At 72.1% G+C, this 20,635-nt stretch carries 17 protein-coding genes and 1 riboswitch; of the genes, 3 read left to right on the forward strand and 14 right to left on the reverse strand.

What is annotated here, in order from left to right; genetic code table 11:
- Window positions 1–67 precede the first annotated feature (67 nt).
- The gene (locus ACWCPM_RS25535; RefSeq protein WP_450978591.1) at window positions 68–1,339 is read left to right on the forward strand and encodes a glycosyltransferase 87 family protein; all 1,272 of its coding nucleotides are present in this window, start codon (window positions 68–70) and stop codon (window positions 1,337–1,339) included.
- On the opposite strand, the gene ACWCPM_RS25540 is transcribed toward ACWCPM_RS25535, so the two are convergent.
- The 8 genes from ACWCPM_RS25540 to ACWCPM_RS25575 all read right to left on the reverse strand — a co-directional run bounded on the left by ACWCPM_RS25540 (window position 1,308) and on the right by ACWCPM_RS25575 (window position 10,602).
- Window positions 1,308–1,733 (reverse strand): VOC family protein, encoded by a 426-nt coding sequence (locus ACWCPM_RS25540; protein ID WP_450978592.1) that lies wholly within the window; start codon window positions 1,731–1,733, stop codon window positions 1,308–1,310. The genes ACWCPM_RS25535 and ACWCPM_RS25540 overlap by 32 nt on opposite strands.
- A gap of 10 nt (window positions 1,734–1,743) precedes the next feature.
- The gene (locus ACWCPM_RS25545; RefSeq protein WP_450978593.1) at window positions 1,744–2,190 is read right to left on the reverse strand and encodes a helix-turn-helix transcriptional regulator; all 447 of its coding nucleotides are present in this window, start codon (window positions 2,188–2,190) and stop codon (window positions 1,744–1,746) included.
- 56 nt (window positions 2,191–2,246) lie between these two features.
- Window positions 2,247–4,634 carry an ATP-binding cassette domain-containing protein gene (locus ACWCPM_RS25550; RefSeq protein WP_450978594.1) on the reverse strand — a complete coding sequence of 796 codons (2,388 nt, stop codon included), beginning with the start codon at window positions 4,632–4,634 and terminating at the stop codon, window positions 2,247–2,249.
- Window positions 4,635–5,146: 512 nt separating this feature from the next.
- Window positions 5,147–6,319 (reverse strand): hypothetical protein, encoded by a 1,173-nt coding sequence (locus ACWCPM_RS25555; RefSeq protein WP_450978595.1) that lies wholly within the window; start codon window positions 6,317–6,319, stop codon window positions 5,147–5,149.
- Between the two features lie 33 nt (window positions 6,320–6,352).
- Window positions 6,353–7,375 carry an NlpC/P60 family protein gene (locus ACWCPM_RS25560; RefSeq protein WP_450978596.1) on the reverse strand — a complete coding sequence of 341 codons (1,023 nt, stop codon included), beginning with the start codon at window positions 7,373–7,375 and terminating at the stop codon, window positions 6,353–6,355.
- Window positions 7,376–7,622: 247 nt separating this feature from the next.
- Window positions 7,623–8,657, reverse strand: coding sequence for an NlpC/P60 family protein (locus ACWCPM_RS25565; protein ID WP_450978597.1), 1,035 nt, complete (start codon window positions 8,655–8,657; stop codon window positions 7,623–7,625).
- Window positions 8,658–8,977: 320 nt separating this feature from the next.
- On the reverse strand, window positions 8,978–10,327 hold the full coding sequence (locus ACWCPM_RS25570) for an NYN domain-containing protein (RefSeq protein ID WP_450978598.1): 1,350 nt from the start codon (window positions 10,325–10,327) through the stop codon (window positions 8,978–8,980).
- Window positions 10,328–10,362: 35 nt separating this feature from the next.
- Window positions 10,363–10,602, reverse strand: a complete 240-nt coding sequence (locus ACWCPM_RS25575) for a hypothetical protein (protein ID WP_356345526.1) — start codon at window positions 10,600–10,602, stop codon at window positions 10,363–10,365.
- A gap of 173 nt (window positions 10,603–10,775) precedes the next feature.
- Here ACWCPM_RS25575 and ACWCPM_RS25580 point away from each other — a divergent pair, with 173 nt between their 5' ends.
- Window positions 10,776–11,510: a rhomboid family intramembrane serine protease gene (locus ACWCPM_RS25580; RefSeq protein ID WP_450978599.1), complete on the forward strand. Its 735-nt coding sequence runs from the start codon at window positions 10,776–10,778 to the stop codon at window positions 11,508–11,510.
- A complete protein-coding gene (locus ACWCPM_RS25585) occupies window positions 11,507–11,788 on the forward strand; it encodes an Lrp/AsnC family transcriptional regulator (RefSeq protein ID WP_450978600.1) in 282 nt (93 codons plus the stop codon). The genes ACWCPM_RS25580 and ACWCPM_RS25585 overlap by 4 nt, the downstream gene beginning before the upstream one ends.
- A gap of 5 nt (window positions 11,789–11,793) precedes the next feature.
- On the opposite strand, the gene ACWCPM_RS25590 is transcribed toward ACWCPM_RS25585, so the two are convergent.
- The 6 genes from ACWCPM_RS25590 to qcrC all read right to left on the reverse strand — a co-directional run bounded on the left by ACWCPM_RS25590 (window position 11,794) and on the right by qcrC (window position 20,586).
- Window positions 11,794–13,926 carry a serine/threonine-protein kinase gene (locus ACWCPM_RS25590; protein ID WP_450978601.1) on the reverse strand — a complete coding sequence of 711 codons (2,133 nt, stop codon included), beginning with the start codon at window positions 13,924–13,926 and terminating at the stop codon, window positions 11,794–11,796.
- 67 nt (window positions 13,927–13,993) lie between these two features.
- Window positions 13,994–15,355: an aminotransferase class V-fold PLP-dependent enzyme gene (locus tag ACWCPM_RS25595; RefSeq protein ID WP_450978602.1), complete on the reverse strand. Its 1,362-nt coding sequence runs from the start codon at window positions 15,353–15,355 to the stop codon at window positions 13,994–13,996.
- Between the two features lie 336 nt (window positions 15,356–15,691).
- Window positions 15,692–15,808, reverse strand: a riboswitch (SAM riboswitch).
- A gap of 83 nt (window positions 15,809–15,891) precedes the next feature.
- Window positions 15,892–16,956, reverse strand: coding sequence for an anthranilate phosphoribosyltransferase (trpD, locus tag ACWCPM_RS25600; RefSeq protein WP_450978603.1), 1,065 nt, complete (start codon window positions 16,954–16,956; stop codon window positions 15,892–15,894).
- A 137-nt stretch (window positions 16,957–17,093) separates the two neighbouring features.
- Window positions 17,094–18,731, reverse strand: a complete 1,638-nt coding sequence (gene qcrB / locus ACWCPM_RS25605; RefSeq protein ID WP_450978604.1) for a cytochrome bc1 complex cytochrome b subunit — start codon at window positions 18,729–18,731, stop codon at window positions 17,094–17,096.
- Window positions 18,728–19,777: a cytochrome bc1 complex Rieske iron-sulfur subunit gene (gene qcrA, locus ACWCPM_RS25610; protein ID WP_450978605.1), complete on the reverse strand. Its 1,050-nt coding sequence runs from the start codon at window positions 19,775–19,777 to the stop codon at window positions 18,728–18,730. The genes qcrB and qcrA overlap by 4 nt, the downstream gene beginning before the upstream one ends.
- Window positions 19,774–20,586, reverse strand: a complete 813-nt coding sequence (qcrC, locus tag ACWCPM_RS25615; RefSeq protein WP_450978606.1) for a cytochrome bc1 complex diheme cytochrome c subunit — start codon at window positions 20,584–20,586, stop codon at window positions 19,774–19,776. Before qcrC ends, qcrA begins: the two co-directional genes overlap by 4 nt.
- Between the last annotated feature and the right edge of the window lie 49 nt (window positions 20,587–20,635).

Below are 20,635 nucleotides of genomic sequence, written 5' to 3' on the forward strand. Positions count from 1 at the left end.
CCGCGCGCCGCGGGCCGCGGCGAGACGAACAGGGGCGCAGGTGGACAGGACGGACGGGACACGATCCGTGACCGGACCCCTCGCGCTCTGGGCGCCGACCCGGCTGCTGCTGCTCCTGCTCGTCCTCAAGGTGCGCGTCTTCCCCGGCCCGGACGTCACGAGCGACGTCTCCGTGATCTACCAGAGCTGGTACGAGGTGCTGCGCACCGGGACGTTCCCCCTCGACGACATCACCTGGCAGTACCCGCCCGCGGCGGCCCTCGCGGTCCTCTCCCCGGCGCTGCTGTTCTTCCTCGACTACACGCACGCCTTCTTCGTCCTCGCCCTCCTCGCCGACCTGGCCGTCCTCGTCCTGCTGCTGCGTGCGGGCCGGCGCCCCGGCGGGACGGTGCTCGGCGCCTGGGTGTGGGTGGTGGGCGTCCCGCTGCTGGGTCCGACCGTGTACGCGCGCTACGACGTGATGGTCACGGCCGTCGCGGTGGCCGCACTGCTCGCGGGCGCCCGCCGGCCCCGCCTCATGGGGGCGCTCGTGGGCTTCGGGGCGATGCTGAAGGTGTGGCCGGTGCTGCTGCTGATCGGTGCCGTGCGCCGCCGGGCCTGGGCCGCGGCGGCGCTGACGGCGGCGACGCTGGCGGCACTGTTCGCGCTGGCCATGCCGGGTGCCTTCGCGTTCCTCACCTTCCAGCGGGACCGGGGCACCGAGGTGGAGTCGCTGGGCGCGCTGGTGTTCCACGTGGCGCGGCACCACGGCTGGGACGGGCAGGTGCTGCTCAACTACGGCTCGGTGGAGTTCGTCGGCCCCTACGTCGACATGGTGAGCACGGCCGCCCTGGTGCTGTCCGGGGTCGCCTTCGGCTGGCTGCTGCTGTGGCGGCTGACGGCCGCGAGGCCCGGGCCGCGCACACCGGCGGACGCCGCCTTCGTGGCGGTGCTGCTGTTCACCATCACGAGCCGGGTGATCAGCCCGCAGTACATGGTGTGGCTGGTCGGACTCGCCGCGGTCTGCCTGTGCTTCGGCCGTTCCGGCATGCGCGTGCCGGCCGCCCTCGTCCTGCTGGCCTCGTTCGTGACGCTGCTGGAGTTCCCGCTCTGGTTCTCGCACGTCGTCGCGGGCGACACGCTCGGCGTCACGCTCCTGTTCGTCCGCAACGGCCTGCTGGTGCTGGCCGCCCTCGTCGCGGCGCGCGGGCTGTGGCGCGCCTCGGTGCCCCGGCGGGGGGAGGAGCCCTTCGCCCCGCGGGGCACCGGCGACGGGCGGGTGGCCCCCGCCCCGGAGGCGGATTCCCTGAGCGGGGCCGTGCCCGGGCTCAGTTCCCGGGCTTCCCGAGGGGCTGGTTGAAGCGCAGCAGGTTGCCGGCCGGGTCGCGGAAGGCGCAGTCACGGACGCCGTAGGGCTGGTCCATCGGCTCCTGCAGCACCTCGGCGCCCGCGCCGCTGACGCGCTCGAAGGTGGCGTCGCAGTCCTGTGTCGTGAAGATGACGCCCCGCAGCAGGCCCTTCGCCATCAGCTCCGCCAGCGCCTGCTTGTCGGCCGGCGAGGTGCTCGGGTCGGCGGCGGGCGGTTCCAGCACGAGGCTCACATCGGGCTGCGCGGGCGACCCGACGGTCACCCAGCGCATCCCCTCGAACCCGACGTCGGCGCGTACCTCCAGGCCGAGCACGTCGCGGTAGAAGGCGATCGCCTTGTCGTGGTCGTCGACGGCGATGAAGCAGGTGGAAAGCGTGAGGTCCATGCGGCCGAGGCTACGGCCGATCGACGCGGCCGGCTTCTCCGTTCCTGACCGGTCTGGTGTAGATCTTTGCGATGCAGGCCGGGACGGCGGCGCCGTCGTCGTGGCTCCGGGCCCGGTAGGCGCTCGGGCTCTCGCCGACCAGCTCCGTGAAGCGCGAGCTGAACGACCCGAGCGAGGTGCAGCCCACCGCGAAGCACACCTCCGTCACCGTGAGGTCGCCCCGCCGCAGCAGCGCCTTGGCACGCTCGATGCGGCGCGTCATCAGATGGCTGTACGGCGTCTCGCCGTAGGCGGCGCGGAAGCTGCGGGAGAAGTGGCCCGCCGACATCAGGGCCTCGCGCGCGAGCGCCGGGACGTCGAGCGGCTCGGCGTAGTCGCGGTCCATCCGGTCGCGGGCCCGCCGCAGCCGGACGAGGTCGTCGAGATCCTGCCGTCTCACCCGGCGAGTCTCGCACATGCCGCGGGCCCGGGTGCCGGAGCGAGCCGTCACCCGGGCGTCCGCGAGAAGCACCCTCAGCCGCCGACGTACGCCGCGAGGTGCTCACCGGTGAGGGTGGAGCGGGCGGCCACCAGGTCGCCCGGTGTGCCCTCGAAGACGACCTTGCCGCCGTCGTGACCGGCGCCGGGGCCGAGGTCGACGATCCAGTCGGCGTGCGCCATGACCGCCTGGTGGTGCTCGATGACGATGACCGACTTCCCGGACTCCACGAGCCGGTCCAGCAGGCCGAGCAGCTGCTCCACGTCGGCGAGGTGCAGGCCGGTGGTCGGCTCGTCCAGGACGTACACGCCGCCCTTGTCGGCCATGTGCGTGGCCAGCTTCAGACGCTGCCGCTCGCCGCCCGACAGCGTGGTGAGCGGCTGGCCGAGGGTGAGGTAGCCGAGCCCGACGTCGGCGAGCCGGTCGAGGATCTTGTGCGCGGCGGGTGTGGCCGCCTCCCCGGAGCCGAAGAACTCCTCCGCCTCGGTCACCGACATCGCGAGCACCTCGCTGATGTCGCGTCCGCCGAACCGGTACTCCAGCACCTCGGCCTGGAACCGCTTCCCGTCGCAGTCCTCGCAGGTGGTGGCCACGCCGGCCATCATCGCCAGGTCGGTGTAGATGACCCCGGCGCCGTTGCAGGTGGGGCAGGCACCCTCGGAGTTGGCGCTGAACAGCGCGGGCTTGACGCCGTTGGCCTTGGCGAAGGCCTTGCGGATCGGGTCGAGCAACCCGGTGTAGGTGGCGGGGTTGCTGCGCCGGGAGCCGCGGATGGGGCTCTGGTCGACCGAGACCACGCCCTCGCGGGCCGGGATCGAGCCGTGGATGAGTGAGCTCTTGCCGGACCCGGCGACGCCCGTGACGACGCACAGGACCCCGAGCGGGATGTCGACGTCGACGTCGCGCAGGTTGTTCGCGCCCGCCCCGCGGATCTCCAGCGCGCCCTTCGGCGTCCGCACGGTCTCCTTCAGGGACGCCCGGTCGTCGAGGTGGCGGCCCGTCACGGTGCCGCTGCCCCGCAGGCCCTCGAGGGTGCCCTCGAAGCAGACGGCGCCGCCCGCCGTGCCGGCGCCGGGGCCGAGGTCGACGACGTGGTCGGCGATGGCGATCGCCTCGGGCTTGTGCTCCACGACGAGCACCGTGTTGCCCTTGTCGCGCAGCCGCAGCAGCAGGTCGTTCATCCGCTGGATGTCGTGCGGGTGCAGACCGACGGTGGGCTCGTCGAAGACATAGGTCACGTCGGTGAGCGAGGAGCCGAGGTGGCGGATCATCTTCACGCGCTGCGCCTCACCGCCGGACAGCGAGCCGGAGGGCCGGTTCAGCGAGAGATAGCCGAGGCCGATCTCCACGAACGAGTCGAGGGTCTGCTGGAGCGCGGTGAGCAGCGGCGCCACCGAGGGTTCCCGCAGGGCGCGGACCCATTCGGCCAGGTCCCGGATCTCCATCGCGCAGGCGTCGGCGATGCTGATCTTGTTGATCTTCGAGGACCGGGCGCCCTCGCTGAGCCGGGTGCCGTCGCACTCGGGGCAGACGGTGAAGGTGACGGCCCGCTCCACGAACGCCCGGATGTGCGGCTGCATCGCCTCCTTGTCCTTGGACAGGAACGACTTCTGGATCTTGGGGATCAGGCCCTCGTAGGTGAGGTTGACGCCGTTGACCTTGACCTTCGTCGGCTCGCCGTAGAGGAAGGCGTGCATCTCCTTCTTGGTGAACCGGCTGATCGGCTTGTCCGGGTCGAGGAAGCCGGACTGGGCGTAGAGACCCACCGTCCAGACGTTGTCGGACTTCCAGCCGGGGATGGTGAAGGCGCCCTCGGAGATCGACTTGGAGTCGTCGTAGAGCTGGGTGAGGTCGATGTCGGAGATCGCGCCGCGGCCCTCGCAGCGTACGCACATGCCGCCGGTGCGCTCGAAGGTCGCCTTCTCGGACTTGGTCTTGGCGCCACGCTGCACGGTGATCGCACCGCTCGCCCGGACGGAGGCGGTGTTGAAGGAGTAGGCGCTGGGCGGGCCGATGTGCGGCTCGCCGAGGCGGCTGAAGAGGATCCGCAGCATGGCGTCGGCGTCGGTGGCGGTGCCGACGGTGGAACGCGGGTCGGCGCCCATCCGCTGCTGGTCGACGCTGATCACGGTGGTCAGCCCGTCCAGCACGTCCACCTCGGGCCGCGCCGACGTCGGCATGAAGCCCTGCACGAAGGCGCTGTACGTCTCGTTGATCAGCCGCTGCGACTCGGCGGCGATCGTGTCGAACACCAGGGAGCTCTTGCCCGAGCCGGACACACCGGTGAACACCGTCAGCCTGCGCTTGGGGATCTCGATGCTGACGTCCTTGAGATTGTTCTCGCGCGCGCCGTGCACACGGATCATGTCGTGGCTGTCGGCGGCGTGCGGCGCGGGCGACTGAGGGTTCTTCCTCGTGGGCATGCTCGTCTCTCCATCCTTCGGGGCGGGTCCACCGTCGCGGTCTCCGCCGGTGTCGCCTCGCTCGATCCAACCAGCTTCGGGCGTCACGCGTGACAGTGCTTCGTCGGCCTGGGCATCCGCCCAGGTCAGCGGCTCAGCGGGGTTCCTGGACCCGGATCATGCCGCCCGCGAGGTCCCGGGCGGCGCGGTACCAGCCTCCGCAGGGCCGCCCGCCCGGCACCCGCACGACCCCGGCGTCGCGGGCCCGCAGCCGGACGAGGACGCGTCGAGGTCGTGCGCGGCAGGAGGATCCCGGCGTAGGTGTCCTTGGCCGTCATCTCGGCGACGGTGCGCCGCTCGTCGTCGGTGACGCCGGGTCCGGCGGCCGGCCGCGGAGCACGAGGGATGCGCCGAGCCTGACCCGTGGGGCCGACCGTGATCCAGCGCCTCTGTCCATGCCCGTCACGCTAGGCGTGCCCAGGAGGCCGGCGCTTCTCGATTCCTGACCGTTCCGGGGCCCCGTCCGCCGCGCCTCAGCCGAGCCGGTCCCGCAGGTACTCGCGCCACAGCCGGGTGAACTCCCCCGGCGTGGTCCCCAGCACATCCGCCGTCGCGGCGTCCACACCCCCGGCCCCCACCGCGCGGTAGAACTCGCCCAGCCGACCCTCTCCCCACCGCTCCGCGATCAGCCGGCAGGCCAGCCAGCCGCCCTCGTACGCCCGGGCCAGCGCGGTGGCGTCGCCGGTAAAACCGAAGCCGGCGTCGTCCGGCAGTGCGGCCGGGACGTCCCCCGCGGCCACCGCGCGGGCCAGCTCCGGCGCCGCGTCGGCCGGGCCGTGCCCGCTGTCGCGGTAGCCGATCCAGTCGGCGTACCCCTCGGACAGCCACAGCGGGGTACCGCTGCCGGTGTGGGCGCGGGTGGCGACATGGGTGGTCTCATGGGTGAGGACCACCTGCTTGCCGACGGAGCCCAGGTCACCGTACGCCTCGGGGTTGACGACGATCCGGTCGGCGGGCGCCCGCGCCGCTCCCGTCTCCCCGGTGGTCACGGCGGCGATCCCCCGGTACGAGGACGCGGGCGACCCGAGCAGGGCGCCCATCGCCTCCAGCGAGCCCGGTACGAGCACGACCACGCGCCCGCTCCAGTCCGCCCCCCACGCCCTCGACACCGCGGGCACGGCCCGGTCGCCGAGATCGGCGTAGGCCCCGAGCGTCCGCCGCGGCTGCCCGGCCCCGAGCACCAGGGTGTGCTCGCCGCGGACGGCCGTCACCTCGCCCCGGTCCCACAACTGCTCGGGCGACTCCGGCGCGGGCCGGTCGGAGGTGACGGACCAGCCGCCCTCCGCGTCCCGGCTCAGGCCCAGGGTGCGCCTGGCCGTCACGGGCGCCGCGTCGAACCCGTCGATCCGGTACCGCAGTTCGGCCTCGGCGCTCGCCCGGTCGCCGATGCGGTCCAGACCCGTCAGCCGGTACGACCAGTCCGCCAGCGGCAGTGCCCGCACGGCGGCGAACCCGGACGCCGACCCGGTGCGCCGGTATCCGCTCTCGTCCCGCCCGAGGACCGCGGCCGCCCGCCGGTCGAGCAGCCGCTGCACGTCCTCGCGGGCACTGTCGGCGACGGGCCCGGCCCCGCAGCCGACCAGGGCGACGAGCAGCAGGCAGAGCGCCCTCACCGAGGAACCCGACGCCCGCCTTCGACCTGCCACGTTCCCGATCGTACGGGGGCGGGCCGCGCCGGGTCAGACCCTGGTGACCCCCGAGACCGCCATCATGCCGACCGGGTCGTAGCGCACCGGCGCGCCAGGGTAGGGGGCGTGGACCACCTGGCCGTTGCCCATGTACATCGCGACATGGCTGGCGTCGCCCCGGTAGGTGATCAGGTCGCCGGGCCGGGCCTGGGAGAGCGGGACCTGGTGGCCGGCCGCGCGCTGGCCCTGCGAGGTGCGCGGCAGCGCGACCCCGGCCTGGGCGTACGACCACTGCATCAGGCCGGAGCAGTCGAAGCCGCTCGGCCCGGACGCGCCCCAGACGTAGGGCCGGCCGAGCGCGGCACGGGCGGCGGCGACCGCGGCGGCCGCCCGGCCCGAGGCGGGGCCGGTCTCGCCGAGTCCGGGCATGTCGTCGCGGCCGGAACGGGACGCCCGGTCGTAGGCGGCGCGCTCGCCGGCCGGGAGGGTGTTGAGGAGCTCGCGGGCCGTGGCGAGCTTCTTCTCGACGGTGCGCTTGTGGGAGGCGACGGCCTTGCGGCTCCGCTCCAGTTCACCGAGTTTCCCGGCGGCCTGGAGGCGGTCCTGGGTCAGGTCGCGCATGGCCTCCTGGAGCTCGCGCAGCTGCCCGGCCTGGTGGACGGTGATCCGGTCCAGGGCGGCGGCCTTGTCCAGGTAGTCCTCCGGGTCGTCGGAGAACAGCAGCGCGAGGGAGGGGTCGAGACCGCCGGAGCGGTACTGGGCCCCGGCCAGCGAACCCAGCGCCTCACGCAGGGAGTTGATGCGCTCCTGCTGGAGGGCGATCCGGTCCTGCGCCCGGCCCACCTCCCCGCGCAGCACGTCGGCGCGCTCGTCGGCCTTGTTGTACGCCTCGGTGGCCTTCTCCGCCTCCGCGTACAGGCGGTCCACCTCGGAGCGCGTGTCGTCGTGCGGAGCGGCGTGCGCCGGCAGGGCGGCGACGGCGGCCGCGGCGGCGGAGAGCACACCGACGGCGAGACGGGCCACGCAGGCGCCCCGGTCGAACCCGGACGGTGCAAGGCGGCGATGGGACCCCACGGGAAGCCGCGCTCCTTCCACTGGCGGACAGGAAAATCCCCCGGCCCCGGGCGGCGGCCCGGTGGTGGGGGAAACGCGGCAGACAGTAGCCCCGCGGTGGGGTACCGGCCAAAGACGCGGGCGGGCACACAACGTGACACCCCGCCGCTGACGCAGGTCATCGGCGGGGTGCGGGGTCACAGCCCGTTTCCGTAATTCGCCCGAACGGGCGGTACGGGGTCCTGATCGCGAAGGGGCCCGGGAGGCCTCAGATCCGGACGCCGAACTGGTACGGCATGTTGTTGATCGACTCGTAGCGGACGACCGTGCCGGAGCGCGGGGCGTGCAGCACCTGGCCGTTGCCCGCGTAGAAGCCGACGTGGTGCAGGTCGCCGTAGAAGATGACCAGGTCGCCGACCTGGAGGTCGCTCTGCGAGTAGATCCGGGTGCCGGCGTTGGCCTGCGCCTGCGAGATGCGCGGGATCTGGATGCCGGCCTGCGCGAAGGCCCAGGAGGTCAGGCCCGAGCAGTCGAAGGAGGACGGGCCGGAGGCTCCGTACACGTAGGGCGAGCCGATCACGCTCTGGGCGGCGGCGTACGCCGAGGACGCGCGGCCGGTGGCGGGGGCGCCCGAGCCGCCGAGGGCGGTGCGCTCACTGGCCCGGCTCGCCCGGTCCTCCTCGGCCGCCAGGGCCGCCTTCTCCGCGGCGGTCAGCGAGTTGAGCAGCTTCTGCGCCTCGGCGAGCTTGCCCTGCACCTCGCTCTTCTTCTTGCCGAGTTCGGTGCGGGTGGTGGCGAGGTCCTTGAGCTTGTCCGAGGCCTCGGCACGGTCCTGCGCGAGTTCGCGCTGCTTCCCCTGGATCTCCTTCAGCGCCTCGACCTGCTGGGCGCTCAGCTGGTCGAGGGTGGAGGCCTTGTCCAGGTAGTCGTCCGGGTCGGCGGAGAGGAAGAGCTGCAGGGCGGGGTCGATGCCGCCCGAGCGGTACTGGGCGCTGGCCATCGAACCCAGTCCGTCGCGCAGCTCGTTGACCTCTTCCTGGCCACGGGCGACGTTGTCCTGGATCGTGGAGATCTCCTTCTGGAGCTTCTCCTGCTTCTCCTTGGCGCCGTTGTACTTCTCGGTGGCCTGCTCGGCCTCCTCGTACAGCTTGTCGACCTTGGCCTTGACCTCGTCCTTGCTCGGCTTCTCGCTCGGTGCCGCGTTGGCGGCCTGCGAGCTGAGGGCGACGGCAGCGGCGGCTGCGGTGGTCAGCACGGTCACACGGGTGCGACTCGGCTGCTTGGGTCGACGGTGGGACGCCACGGGGGCAATCTCCTTCTTGTGAGTGATCACCCGATCGGAGGTTCGAGCCCAGACCCTAGTGACCCAGCTGTGATCAGATCAAATCCTCACCTGAAAAATCTCGGTGACCGAGCGCATCCTTTACCTACAACTCACGTGCAGTGATGCGTGTTGACGCTACGTTGCGTCACGGTCCCCTCAATTCGGGCATTCCCGGGGCACATTCCACGGTTGGGACCAAGGGTGCGCAAGGGGCGCGTGTCAGCCACGGTGGGGACCAAGGGTGCACAAGGGACGCGTTTCAGCCACGATGGGGACCAAGGGCGCGCAAGGGGCGCGTATCAGCCGCGCGAGAAACGCTTCAGCAGGACCGCCGACGCCACCGGCCGCGCCCCCGACCGGGCCACCCCGTCGGCCACCTCGCGGTCGGTGGAGACGACGACGACCGGCCGCCCGGGCGGTTCGGCGCGCACCAGCCGGCGGATCAGCTCGTCGGCGGTGACACCCGGCTTGGAGAACAGCACCCGCACCCCGCGCGGCGGCGCCAGCAGCACCGGCGCGGCCAGTTCGGCACCGTCGAAGACACAGGTCACCTCGGCGCCGGACTGGGCGGCGAGCTGCGAGAGCTGCCCGAGCAGCCGCAGCCGCTGCTTCTCCAGGGGCATTTGGGGATAACCGGTCTTGGTGACGTTGTAGCCGTCGACGACCAGATGGACCTGCGGCAGCGCGAGCAGCTGGTCGAGGACCGCGGGGTCGCTGTCGGACAGCGCCCGCGCCGCGATGTCCTTCGGGGTCATCCGTCCCGGTTCGACCGCGTCCACGGTCTCGGCGGGGCGTACGGACACCGGGGGCAGCGCCAGTTCCCGCCGCAGTCCCTGCGCCGCGTCGAGCACGGTGTCGAGCAGCAGCCGCACCCGCATGTCCTCGACGCTGCGACCCTCGCGCGCGGCCCGCCGGGTGGCCTCCAGGGCGGCCTCGACCTCTCCGAGCCGGGCCTTGAGCCGCCGCGTCTCGCTCTCGGCGGCCGACACCTGGGCGTGCCCCTCCGCGCGCACGGCCTCCATCTCGCCGTGCGCCTTGCGCAGCGCCGCCTCGCCTCGCTTGACGTCGCTGAACGCGGCGCGCAGCTTGCGCTGAAGCGATTCGGCTTCCTTACGGGCGCTGTCCAGGTCGGAGCGCAGCCGCTCGGTCTCGGCGCGGGTGTGCTCGCGGGCCGCGGCGAGCTCGGCGCGCAGCCGCTCCAGTTCGGCGCGGCTCTCCTCGTCGGCGCGTTCGGCGTCGGCCCGCTGGGCCTCCTCGCCCGCGGCCGCGACCAGCTTGACCCAGTCGGCCGGACGCAGCACATAGGCGGCGGCGGCCACGTCCAGCGGGTCCGCGGCCGGGGGCGGCGAACCGGCGGCCAGCGCGTCGGCCAGCTCGGGCTGGGCCTCGCGGAACTTCTCCCCGATGCGCTGCCGGAACAGCGGATCGGTCTCCAGCGCCGCGGCCATCGCGTTGCCGGCGAACTTGGCCCGGCGATTCGGTGCGAAACGGGCGTACTGCCTCAGCTGTGCGGGCAGTTCGGCCATCGTCAGCCCGCCGAAACCGTCGGAGACGATCTGCACGACCTTGCGCCGCACGCCTTCGGGCAGCGGGCGGTCGAGCACCTCAGCGGCGCCGTCGCCCGGCCCCCCGCCTGCGGTCTCCACCATCCGTCACCCCACTACCCCTTCGGGGCCGGCCCCTGTCAGGAGTCGGCGCCCGGCCTGTCCACGAGTTCCACCTGATCCACGGCGTTGCACCACCGGCACCGCACCGACTCGATGGTCTCACTGACCACCTCGCGTTCCTCGACCTTCGGCTCACCGGCGAGGTCGAGGTGGACGTACTCGACGACCTTCGAGGAGCGCGTCACGTCGAAGCGGGTCAGATTGCCGCAGAGGGTGCAGCGCCACCGCGTGGTGTCCGTCGGCAGGGGGACCGTCATCGTGGCTGTTCGCTTTCCTTCTAGTTTCGGTGATGCCTGGATTCCGTGCCGCGCCAGTTTCCCTGGAGCGTGTGGCTCGTAACCCTACGGCCTGGCGGGTCCTTGACGCCCGCCCCTCCCGGGCGGCGAGGCGGTCTGCACGGTTGCGTCCACTTACGTCATGCTCTGTGTCCATGATCAGCTTCTGGAGCACGGCGGGCCGCGGGACGGGCCACCGACGGCAGGCGCCGGTGATGTACGCACTGATCGCCCTGTGCTGCCTGATCTTCCTGATCGGGCCCGCCTCGGGCCTGAACCCGGTCTACGGCCTGGGCGACGAGCTGCTCGCCGCGCAGCGCGCGTACTTCCGCCGCTGGGGAGTGGTGCCCGCAGAACTGTTCGACGGTTCCCCCCGGGCCGCCCTCACCCCGGCCACGGGCCTGTTCGTGCACGGCACCTGGGTACACCTGCTCGGCAACATGCTCTTCCTCTACGTCTTCGGCGTGATGACCGAGGAGCGGATGGGCCGCGTCGAGTTCACCCTCTTCTACCTCGGCTGCGGCTACCTCGCGCTGCTGGGGTACGCGGTGGCCAACGCCGACTCCGAGCAGTCCCTGGTCGGCGCGTCGGGGGCGATCTCGGCGGTCCTCGGCGCGTTCCTCTTCCTCTTCCCCCGGGCCCGGGTGACCAGCCTGCTGCCCTTCCTGTTCTTTCTCCCGCTGCGCTTCCCGGCCTGGGTGGTGCTGCCCTTCTGGGTGGCCCTCCAGTGGTTCGCGGCGGGCCAGGCGTCGAGCGGTCCGGGGGTGGCCTATCTGGCCCACCTGGTGGGCTTCGGCCTGGGCTTCGCCTACGCGTGGGCCCGGTACGGCCGTGGGACTAGAGTGAAGGCCGCCCCTGCTCCGGCCCCTGAGGGAGAGAACCAGCCGTGATCACCGCGATCGTCCTGATCAAGACCAGCGTGGACCGGATCCCCGAGATCGCCGAGCAGATCGCCGCGCTGGACTCCGTCAGCGAGGTCTTCTCCGTCACCGGCACCTACGACCTGATCGCCATGGTGCGGGTGAACCGGCACGAGAACCTCGCGGACGTCATCCCCGGCAGCATCAGCAAGATCGCCGGCGTGGAGGCCACGGACACCCACGTGGCGTTCCGGACCTACTCCCAGCACGACCTGGAGGCGGCGTTCGCCATCGGGCTGGACAGCTAGCGTTCCTACCGCGCGCCGAGCCGCACCGCGGTGATGCCGTCCGCGGTCGGCACATAGGCGCGGTCGCCGACCACGACCGGGCTGTGCGTGCCGCCCGACGCCCCGCCCTCGATCCGCTTCGCCCACCGCTGTCCGCCCTCGCGGTCCACGCCGAAGAGCATCGAGCCGTGGCGTACGTGGACGGTGTCGTCGGCGACCACGGGGTCGCTGTAGAGGCTGCTGTTCCCGGTCAGCGGAAAGGACCAGACCGCGGAGCCGTCCGCCGGGTCGAGGGCGGACAGCTCGGAGGAGGTGGACATGACCGCGAGTCCGGCGAACGCGACACAGGTGAAGTCCCGGCCGATGAACACGTCCTCGTTGCCCACGTGCCACAGCTGTTCGCCGGACAGGCCGATGGCGTGCAGCGACTTCTCCCCGCCGGACCCGACCAGCAACCGGTCGCCGATCACCATGGGCCGCCCGGTGTCGGAGCCCGCCTCCGTCGCCCACAGCCGCCGCCCGCTGCCGGCGTCCAGGGCCTCCACCTCGTCCCCGAACGTGCCGACGTACACCACGCCGTCCGCCCAGGTCGGGTCGCCGGTCGGTGCCGCCCCGGTCGCCCTGTCCCAGCGCACCGCCCCGTCGGCGGCGTAGGCGCGCACCCCGCCCGCCTCGGCCGACGCGCCGTACGCGACGACTACCAGGTCGCCCGCGGCCACCGGGAACTGCCCGTTGCCGCCCTCGATCTCCTCGGTCCAGCGGACCTCGCCGTCGTGGCCCACGGCGCACACCGCGGTGGCCTCGGCACCGCCGTCGGTGGCGTCGGCCAGCAGGCAGTACACACCCTCCGCCGTGGCCAGCGGGGACATGACCACCCCGCCCAGATCGGTGTCCCACACGCCCGTGCCGTCCAGCCCGACGGCGTGCAGCGCGCCGTCGGCGCCTCCCACGTACAGCCGGTCACCGCGCGGTGCCGGCGCGGCACAGGGCCCCCGGTGGCCGCCGAGCCCTTGGACCCGGTACTCCCAGCCCGTGCGCGGGACGGCCGCACCGGGACCGGGGCCGCCCGTCGGGCCGCCGCCACCGTCCTGCGCCCGCAGCCACAGCCACGCCCCCGTCCCAGCCGTCACCGCGGCCGTCGCACCGCCCGTGAGGCCCCTCAGCAACCGGCGCCGCGACGGCGGCGCGGGCGTGGGAGCGTCGGTGACGGTCATCGGCGCCGCGTACTCCACGCCGCTCGCCCGCTCCCCCGAGTCCCGCTCGGGGAGCCAGCGCTCGGCCCCGTCGGCCGGCCCGGGCGGGGCGGCGCCGGTGTGCCAGCCGCGCCGCAGCCCGGCGCGCAGGGACTGCGCGGTGTGCCCGGTCGCCTCGACCACCTGGGCGGGCGCGGGCCGTGCGGCCGGGTCCTCGGACAGACAGGACTCCACCAGCGGCCGCACGTCCTGCGGCACCGCCGCGAGGTCGACGTCACCGGTCAGGATGCGCAGCAGGACCACCGGGTCCTGCCCCTCGCCGAACGGCTCCCGGCCGCCGGACGCGTACGCCAGCACCGCGCCCAGGGCGAAGACGTCGCTGGCCGGCCCGACCTGCCCGCCGTTGCGGACCTGCTCCGGGGCGACGTATCCGACCGACCCGACGATGGCCCCGGTCCGGGTCAGCGCGGTCGCCTCCAGTGCCCGGACGATGCCGAAGTCGATGACGCGCGGACCGTCGGGGGCCAGCAGGATGTTGGACGGCTTGAGGTCGCGGTGCACCATCCCCTTGGCGTGGATCGCGGCGAGCGCCTCGCCCAGCGCGGCCGCGAGCAGCAGCACGGCCTGCGCGGGGAGCGCCCCGTGGTCCAGCACGGCGTCCCGCAGGTTCGGCCCGTCGACGAACTCCGTCGCCATCCAGGGCCGTTCGGCCTCCGTGTCGGCGTCGACGACCCGCGCGGTGTAGGTCCCCGTCCCGCCGACCGTCTGCGCGGCCCGCACCTCCTGCCGGAACCGGGCCCGGAAGGTGCGGTCCTGCGCGTGCTCGGCCCGCACCACCTTCACCGCCAGCCGTACTCCGTCCCGGGCCTCGGCGAGATAGACCTCGCCCATGCCGCCGGCGCCGAGTCTGCCCCGGACCTCGTAGGGCCCGATCCGCCGAGGATCCGTGTCCCGCAGCGCCTGCACCCTGTGCTCCCCCTGTCCCGCGTACGGCTGCCGAGGGGAGCGTATACGCCGGGGGCGCGACGGCGGATCACACGGCGGGGACGCAACGCCCTTCCACCGTGCGGTAGTTCCACTTCGCGCCGTCCCGGACCAGTTCCCGCACCGCCCCGACGAACCGCTCGACGTGCTCGTCCGGCGTCCCCGCGCCGAAGCTGACCCGGACGGCGTTCAGCGACTTCTCGCCGGGCGCCGCCTCGGGGGCGCCGCACGCGCCCTGGGTCTGCGGGTCGCTGCCGAGCAGCGTACGCACCAGGGGGTGCGCGCAGAAGAGCCCGTCACGGACGCCGATGCCGTACTCGGCGGACAGCGCGGCGGCGAAGTGCGAGCTGTTCCAGCCCTCGACGACGAAGGAGAGCACCCCGACGCGGGGGGCGTCGTCGCCGAACAGGGACAGGATCCGGACCCCGGGAATCCCGGCGAGGCCGTCCCGGACCGTGCGGATCAGACGCTGCTCCCGGGCGACCAGGGTGTCGTGGCCGGCCTCGGTGAGCGCCTTGCAGGCCGACGCGAGGGCGTGGGCGCCGATGACGTTCGGGGAGCCCGCCTCGTGCCGGGCGGCGCTGTCGTGCCACTCCACGTCGACGCCGCCGTCGGCGCGCCGGGCGACGGTGCGGCTCGCGCCGCCGCCCGCGAGGTACGGCTCGGCCTCGCGCAGCCAGTCGGCGCGGCCGGCGAGCACGCCGGAGCCGAACGGGGCGTACAGCTTGTGCCCGGAGAAGGCGACCCAGTCGACGTCCAGCTCCCGCACGGAGACCGGGCGGTGGGGCGCGAGCTGGGCGGCGTCCAGCACGATCCGGGCGCCGTGCGCGTGCGCGGCCTCGGCCAGTTCCCGCACGGGCCACAGCTCGCCGGTGACGTTGGAGGCGCCGGTGACGCAGACCAGGGCCGGGCGGTGGGACTCGCGGGTGGCCAGCGCGCGCTCCAGGGTCCGCACCGCCTGCCGGGGGCTGCGCGGGGCCTCGAGGCAGGTGACGTCGGCGTTTCGCCAGGGCAGCAGCGCGGCGTGGTGCTCGGTCTCGAAGACGAAGACCTGGCAGCCGGCGGGGAGGGCGCCGGCGAGCAGGTTCAGCGAGTCGGTGGTGGCCCGCGTGAAGATCACCTGGTCGTCGTCACGGCAGTCGAGGAACTCGGCGACGGTCGCGCGGGCGTTCTCGAACAGGTCGGTGGAGAGCTGGGAGAGGTAGCCGGCACCGCGGTGGACGCTGCCGTAGTACGGCGCGTACGCGGCGACGTCGTCCCAGACGCGCTGGAGGGCGGGGGCGCTGGCGGCGTAGTCGAGGGCCGCGTAGGTGACCTCGCCGCCGGTCACGAGCGGGACGGTGACGTCCAGGCCCAGCACGGGCAGCGGGGCACGGACGGACAGGCCGGCGGCAGGGGTGGAGACGGACATGGGTGCACTCCCGTGAGACGGAGGGACACCACCACGCGAGCGGCACGCTCGAGCGCGGCGATGGGGAAAAGGGGGATGCGGAGGCGGGGCTCTGCGGCCCCAGGGCGTGTTTCGGAAGTGCCTTCGTCGCCCGAAGGGCGGCCCCGCGGCGTCCGGTGCGTGCGCTCGGCGTGCCGGACGGAATGCCTCGTACTGGGCGTACTCGGCATTTCGTCCGGTGCGGCGAGAGTGCGTGCCGGGCTTCGCGGGGCAGAAGGGACTTCCGAAACACGCCCTACGACATTCGCTTGCTCACGGAAGGCTCCCTCGACGACCAGGACCCCTGGTGACGCGAGGGGTCCGCGCTTGTCGTGGGCCTTGCTGCCCACGACCTGGTCCTCACCCGGGGCACCCCGCCACGGACGGAGGGTTGCCGGACAGCCGGCCGGGGCCTTTCAGCTGTCACTCATGACCTGGTACAGCATCCTGCCACATGATCTTCGGCGCGCAAGGGCGGTCCGGATGCTGGACCGCGCCCCGCGCCGACGCACACGGCGTCAGGCGTTGCTCACCGTGACCCAGCGGTCCAGCACCCGCCTGGCGGCACCCGAGTCGATCGCCTCCGCCGCCTTCGCCATCCCGGCGCGGATCCGCTCGGCCAGCGTGCCGCCGCCCGGCTCCAGGGCGACCAGCGCCGCCGCCGCGTTCAGCAGCACCGCGTCCCTCACGGGCCCCGGCTCGCCGTCCAGCAGCCGGCGGGCGACCTCGGCGTTGTACGAGGCGTCCGCGCCGCGCAGCGCCTCCACCGGCACCAGGTCGATGCCGACCTCGCGCGGGTCGAAGGCGTCCTCGGTCACCGAGCCGTCGCGCACGACCCAGACCCGGGAGGTCGACGTCGTCGTCAGCTCGTCGAGGCCGTCGTCGCCGCGGAAGACCAGCGAGGAGTTGCCGCGCCCGGCGAAGACACCGGCGACGATCGGCGCCATCCGGAGGTCCGCGACACCCACCGCCTGCGCCTTGACCTTGGCCGGGTTGGTCAGCGGGCCCAGGAAGTTGAAGGTCGTCCGGATGCCCAACTGTCCGCGCGCCGCCGCCACATGACGCAGCGCCGGATGGAACTTCACCGCGAAGCAGAAGGTGATCCCCGCCTCCTCGGCGACCTCGGCGACCCGCTGCGGCGTCAGTTGCAGATTGACGCCCAGCTTCTCCAGCACGTCGGAGGCCCCGGAGGCGGAGGACGCCGCCCGGTTGCCGTGCTTGACGACCTTCGCGCCCGTGCCGGCGACGACGATCGCCGACATGGTGGAGATGTTCACCGTCTTCGCGCCGTCGCCACCGGTGCCGACGATGTCGACCGTCTCGCCCGGCACCTCGATCACGTTCGCGTGCTCGTACATCGTGCGCACGAGCCCGCTGATCTCCTCGACGGTCTCGCCCTTGGCCCGCAGCGCCACCGCGAACCCGGCGATCTGCGCGTCCGTCGCCTCGCCCCGCATGATCAGGTCCATCGCCCACGCGGTGTCGTCCGCACCCAGGTCACGGCCGTCCAGGAGGCCGTTCAGCAGGGCGGGCCAGGAGCGGCCCGCCGCGGTGTCGCCGCCGGCGGGGGTCACAGCGCTCATAAGCCGCTCCTGGTCCAGTCCCGTCGTACGGGACACGTGTCTCGAACTGGGTCCACCCTATCCAGCCCCGGGCACGGCGAAGGGCCCCGCCCGAACACCGGACGGGGCCCTTCGCCGTGGCGTGGCGAGTGCAGCGATCAGTGGTGGCCGTGGCCGCTCGTGATCTCCTTGTACTCATCGACGGTGGGCTTGGGGATCTGGGCGTCCTCGCCGTAGTACGAGTCGCTGAGCTTGGCGCGCAGCTTCTCGGCACCCGTCACCTTGCGCTCGACACCGTTCTCGTCGACCGCCGGGCCGATCTCGGCCGGCTTGTACTGCTCGTGTGCCGTGAGCGTGTACAGAGCCTCCTGGCTGAGCGGCTCGTGGACCTCGATGAACTCACCGTGCGGCAGGCGCTTGATGGTGCCGGTCTCCCGGCCGTGCAGCACCTTGTCCCGGTCCCTGCGCTGCAGGCCGAGGCAGATCCGCTTGGTGATGACGAAGGCGAGGACCGGTCCGGCGAAGAAGCCGATCCGGACGAACCAGGTGACCGCGTTGATCGAGAGGTGGAAGTGCGTGGCGACGATGTCGTTGCCACCACCGATCAGCATGATCATGTAGGCGGTCACCCAGGCGACACCGAAGGCCGTACGGGTCGGGGCGTTGCGCGGGCGGTCCAGGATGTGGTGCTCGCGCTTGTCGCCGGTGACCCACGACTCGATGAACGGGTACACGGCGATCACGGCCAGGAACAACCCGAACAGGATCAGCGGGATGAGTACGCCCAGGACCAGTGTGTGGCCCCAGAAGTTGATCTCCCAGCCGGGCATGGCCCGGACGAGGCCTTCCGCGAAGCCCATGTACCAGTCGGGCTGGGCGCCCGTGGACACCTGGTCCGGCCGGTACGGGCCGAGGACCCAGATCGGGTTGACCGACGCGATGCCGGACAGGGCCGCGATGGCGCCGAAGACCAGGAAGAAGAAGCCTCCGGCCTTGGCCGTGTAGACCGGCAGCAGCGGCATGCCGACGACGTTCTTGTTCGACTTGCCCGGGCCCGCGAACTGCGTGTGCTTGTGGTACCAGACCAGGATCAGGTGGCCGACCACGAGACCGAGCATGATGCCCGGCAGCAGCAGGATGTGGATCGAGTAGAAGCGGGCCACGAAGTCGGTGCCCGGGAACTCTCCGCCGAACAGGAACATCGAGATGTACGTGCCGACGATCGGCATGGACAGGATCGCGCCCTGGGTGAAGCGGACACCGGTGCCGGAGAGCAGGTCGTCCGGTAGCGAGTAACCGGTGAAACCGGTGAACATGCCGAGGACGAACAGCAGGAAGCCGAACAGCCAGTTGATCTCACGCGGCTTGCGGAACGCGCCGGTGAAGAAGACGCGCATCATGTGCACGAACATGCCGGCGAGGAAGATGATCGCCGCCCAGTGGTGGATCTGCCGGATCAGCAGACCACCGCGCACGTCGAAGCTGATGTCCAGGGTGGAGGCGAACGCCTCCGACATCAGCTGTCCCTGCATCGGGACGTAGCTGCCGTGGTACTCCACCTCGTTCATCGACGGGTGGAAGAACAGCGTCAGGTACACACCCGTGAGGATGATGATGATGAAGCTGTAGAGGCAGATCTCACCCAGCATGAAGGACCAGTGGTCCGGGAAGATCTTGCGCATGTTCGACTTGGCCAGGGAGTAGATCCCGAGCCGGCCGTCGGTCCAGTCGGCGACGCGTTCGCCGGCCGGCGCCTTCCCGCGAGAGCGGGAATCGGAGGTGGTCGTAGTACTCATCCGCGCTCCCAGAATGCAGGACCGACGGGCTCGTCGAAGTCGCCGAGCGCCTCGAGGTAACCCTCGTCGTTCACACCGATCCGCAGCTGCGGAAGGGCGTGGCCGGCGGGGCCGAAGATGACCCGGGCACCGTCGGACAGGTCGAAGGTGGACTGGTGGCAGGGGCACAGCACGTGGTGCGTCTGCTGCTCGTACAGCGAGATCGGGCAACCGACGTGGGTGCAGATCTTCGAGTACGCCACGATGCCCTCGTGCGACCATTCGAGCTCGCGCTTGTCCTTGATGTCGCCCGGCTGCAGCCGCACGATCATCAGGGCCGCCTTGGCGATCTCGTTCTGGAAGTCGTGGTCGTGCTCCTCCAGGCCCTCGGGCTTGGCGAACGTGAGCGAACCGACGACGACGTCCGCGGGACGCAGCGGCTCGTTCGTGTTCATGTTGACGAGGAGCTTGCCCTTCTTCCACAGGGTGTGGCGGAGCTTGTCCTCGGGCAGCGGGCCCAGGTCGCGCAGCAGCACGACGCCGGAGAGCGGCACCAGCGTGAGCGCGCCGAACATGGTGTTGCGGATCAGCTTGCGCCGGCCGAACGCCGACTCCTTGGCTCCCTGCTTGAAGTCCGCGTGGACCTTCGCGCGGACCTCGGGGGATGCCTCGATCGGGTGACGCTCGTCGGCGATCTCCACGTCGGACATCAGGGTGCGGGCCCAGTGGACCGCGCCCGCGCCGATGCAGAACAGCGCGAGACCCAGGGTCAGGCCGAGGGCCAGGTTCAGGGCGCTGACATGGCCGAGAGGCCAGACGAAGACGGACTTGTCGACCGGGATCGCCACGAACGCGGCGATGAAGGCCACCGTGGCCAGCATCGACACCGTGAACAGCAGGGCCACCGCGCGCTCGGACCGCCTGGCGGCCCGCTCGTCGATGTCTTGGATCCGGTGCTCGTGCGGGGGCAGTCCCGGGTCCGCGAACGGGTTCTTCTCGTCGGCGACGTCGACCGCGCCGGCCCGCTCGGCGGGCAGCTTCTCTTCTGGAATGTCTTGGCTACTCATGACTTCTTGGCCTTTGCGGTCCGGGCGGCGACCCACACGGCGACGGCGATCAGGCCACCGAGACCGAAGATCCAGCCGAACAGGCCCTCACTGACCGGCCCGAGGCCGCCCAGGTCGAGACCGCCGGGGCTCTCCGTGTCGGAGCTGTTGACCGCCTCCAGGTACGCGATGACGTCCTTCTTGTTCTGCTCGGACATCGTCGTGTCGGGGAAGGAGGGCATGTTCTGCGGGCCGGTCTGCATGGCCTCGTAGAGGTGCTTCGCGCTGACGCCTTCCAGGGACGGCGCGTACTTGCCCTCGGTGAGGGCGCCCCCCTTGCCGGTGAAGTTGTGGCACTGCGCGCAGTTGGTGCGGAAGAGCTCGCCACCCTCGCCGATGTCCGCGCCCTCCGTGCCGTACTGCTCCTCGGTGGGGATGTTCGGGCCGGCGCCGAGCGAGGCGACGTAGGCCGCGAGCTGGTCGATCTGGGCCTGGTCGTAGATGACCTTCTTCGCCGGCACCTGGGCGCCTTGGGAGGTCGCCGCCGGCATGCGGCCGGTGCCCACCTGGAAGTCGACGGCCGCGGCACCCACGCCCACCAGGCTGGGGCCGTCGGTGGTGCCCTGACCATCGGTGCCGTGACAGCTGGCGCAGCCGACGGCGTAGAGCTTCTTGCCCTCGTCGATGGCGAGGGACTGGGCCGTTTCATCGGCCCGCGCCTTGTCCGCGGGCGCGAACACGGCGTACAGCCCCCCAGTGGCCGCCAGCGCAAGGAGTAGGACGACGACCGCCGCCAGCGGATGGCGTCGTCGTGCGGAGAGCTTTTTCACGGATTACCCCGGTGTCAGGATCTTCTGCGTCGAGTCTTCTGGAATGCGC

The organism is Streptomyces sp. NPDC002309 (assembly GCF_053593375.1).

Excerpts from the sequence above, each read along its gene's own strand:
- ACWCPM_RS25545 (WP_450978593.1), bottom strand. The coding sequence starts at position 2,190 with ATGTGCGAGACTCGCCGGGTGAGACGGCAGGATCTCGACGACCTCGTC.
- trpD (WP_450978603.1), bottom strand. The coding sequence starts at position 16,956 with ATGAGCGCTGTGACCCCCGCCGGCGGCGACACCGCGGCGGGCCGCTCC.
- qcrA (WP_450978605.1), bottom strand. The coding sequence starts at position 19,777 with ATGAGTAGCCAAGACATTCCAGAAGAGAAGCTGCCCGCCGAGCGGGCC.
- ACWCPM_RS25540 (WP_450978592.1), bottom strand. The coding sequence starts at position 1,733 with ATGGACCTCACGCTTTCCACCTGCTTCATCGCCGTCGACGACCACGAC.
- ACWCPM_RS25550 (WP_450978594.1), bottom strand. The coding sequence starts at position 4,634 with ATGCCCACGAGGAAGAACCCTCAGTCGCCCGCGCCGCACGCCGCCGAC.
- qcrB (WP_450978604.1), bottom strand. The coding sequence starts at position 18,731 with ATGAGTACTACGACCACCTCCGATTCCCGCTCTCGCGGGAAGGCGCCG.
- ACWCPM_RS25570 (WP_450978598.1), bottom strand. The coding sequence starts at position 10,327 with ATGGTGGAGACCGCAGGCGGGGGGCCGGGCGACGGCGCCGCTGAGGTG.
- ACWCPM_RS25580 (WP_450978599.1), top strand. The coding sequence starts at position 10,776 with ATGATCAGCTTCTGGAGCACGGCGGGCCGCGGGACGGGCCACCGACGG.
- ACWCPM_RS25595 (WP_450978602.1), bottom strand. The coding sequence starts at position 15,355 with ATGTCCGTCTCCACCCCTGCCGCCGGCCTGTCCGTCCGTGCCCCGCTG.
- ACWCPM_RS25575 (WP_356345526.1), bottom strand. The coding sequence starts at position 10,602 with ATGACGGTCCCCCTGCCGACGGACACCACGCGGTGGCGCTGCACCCTC.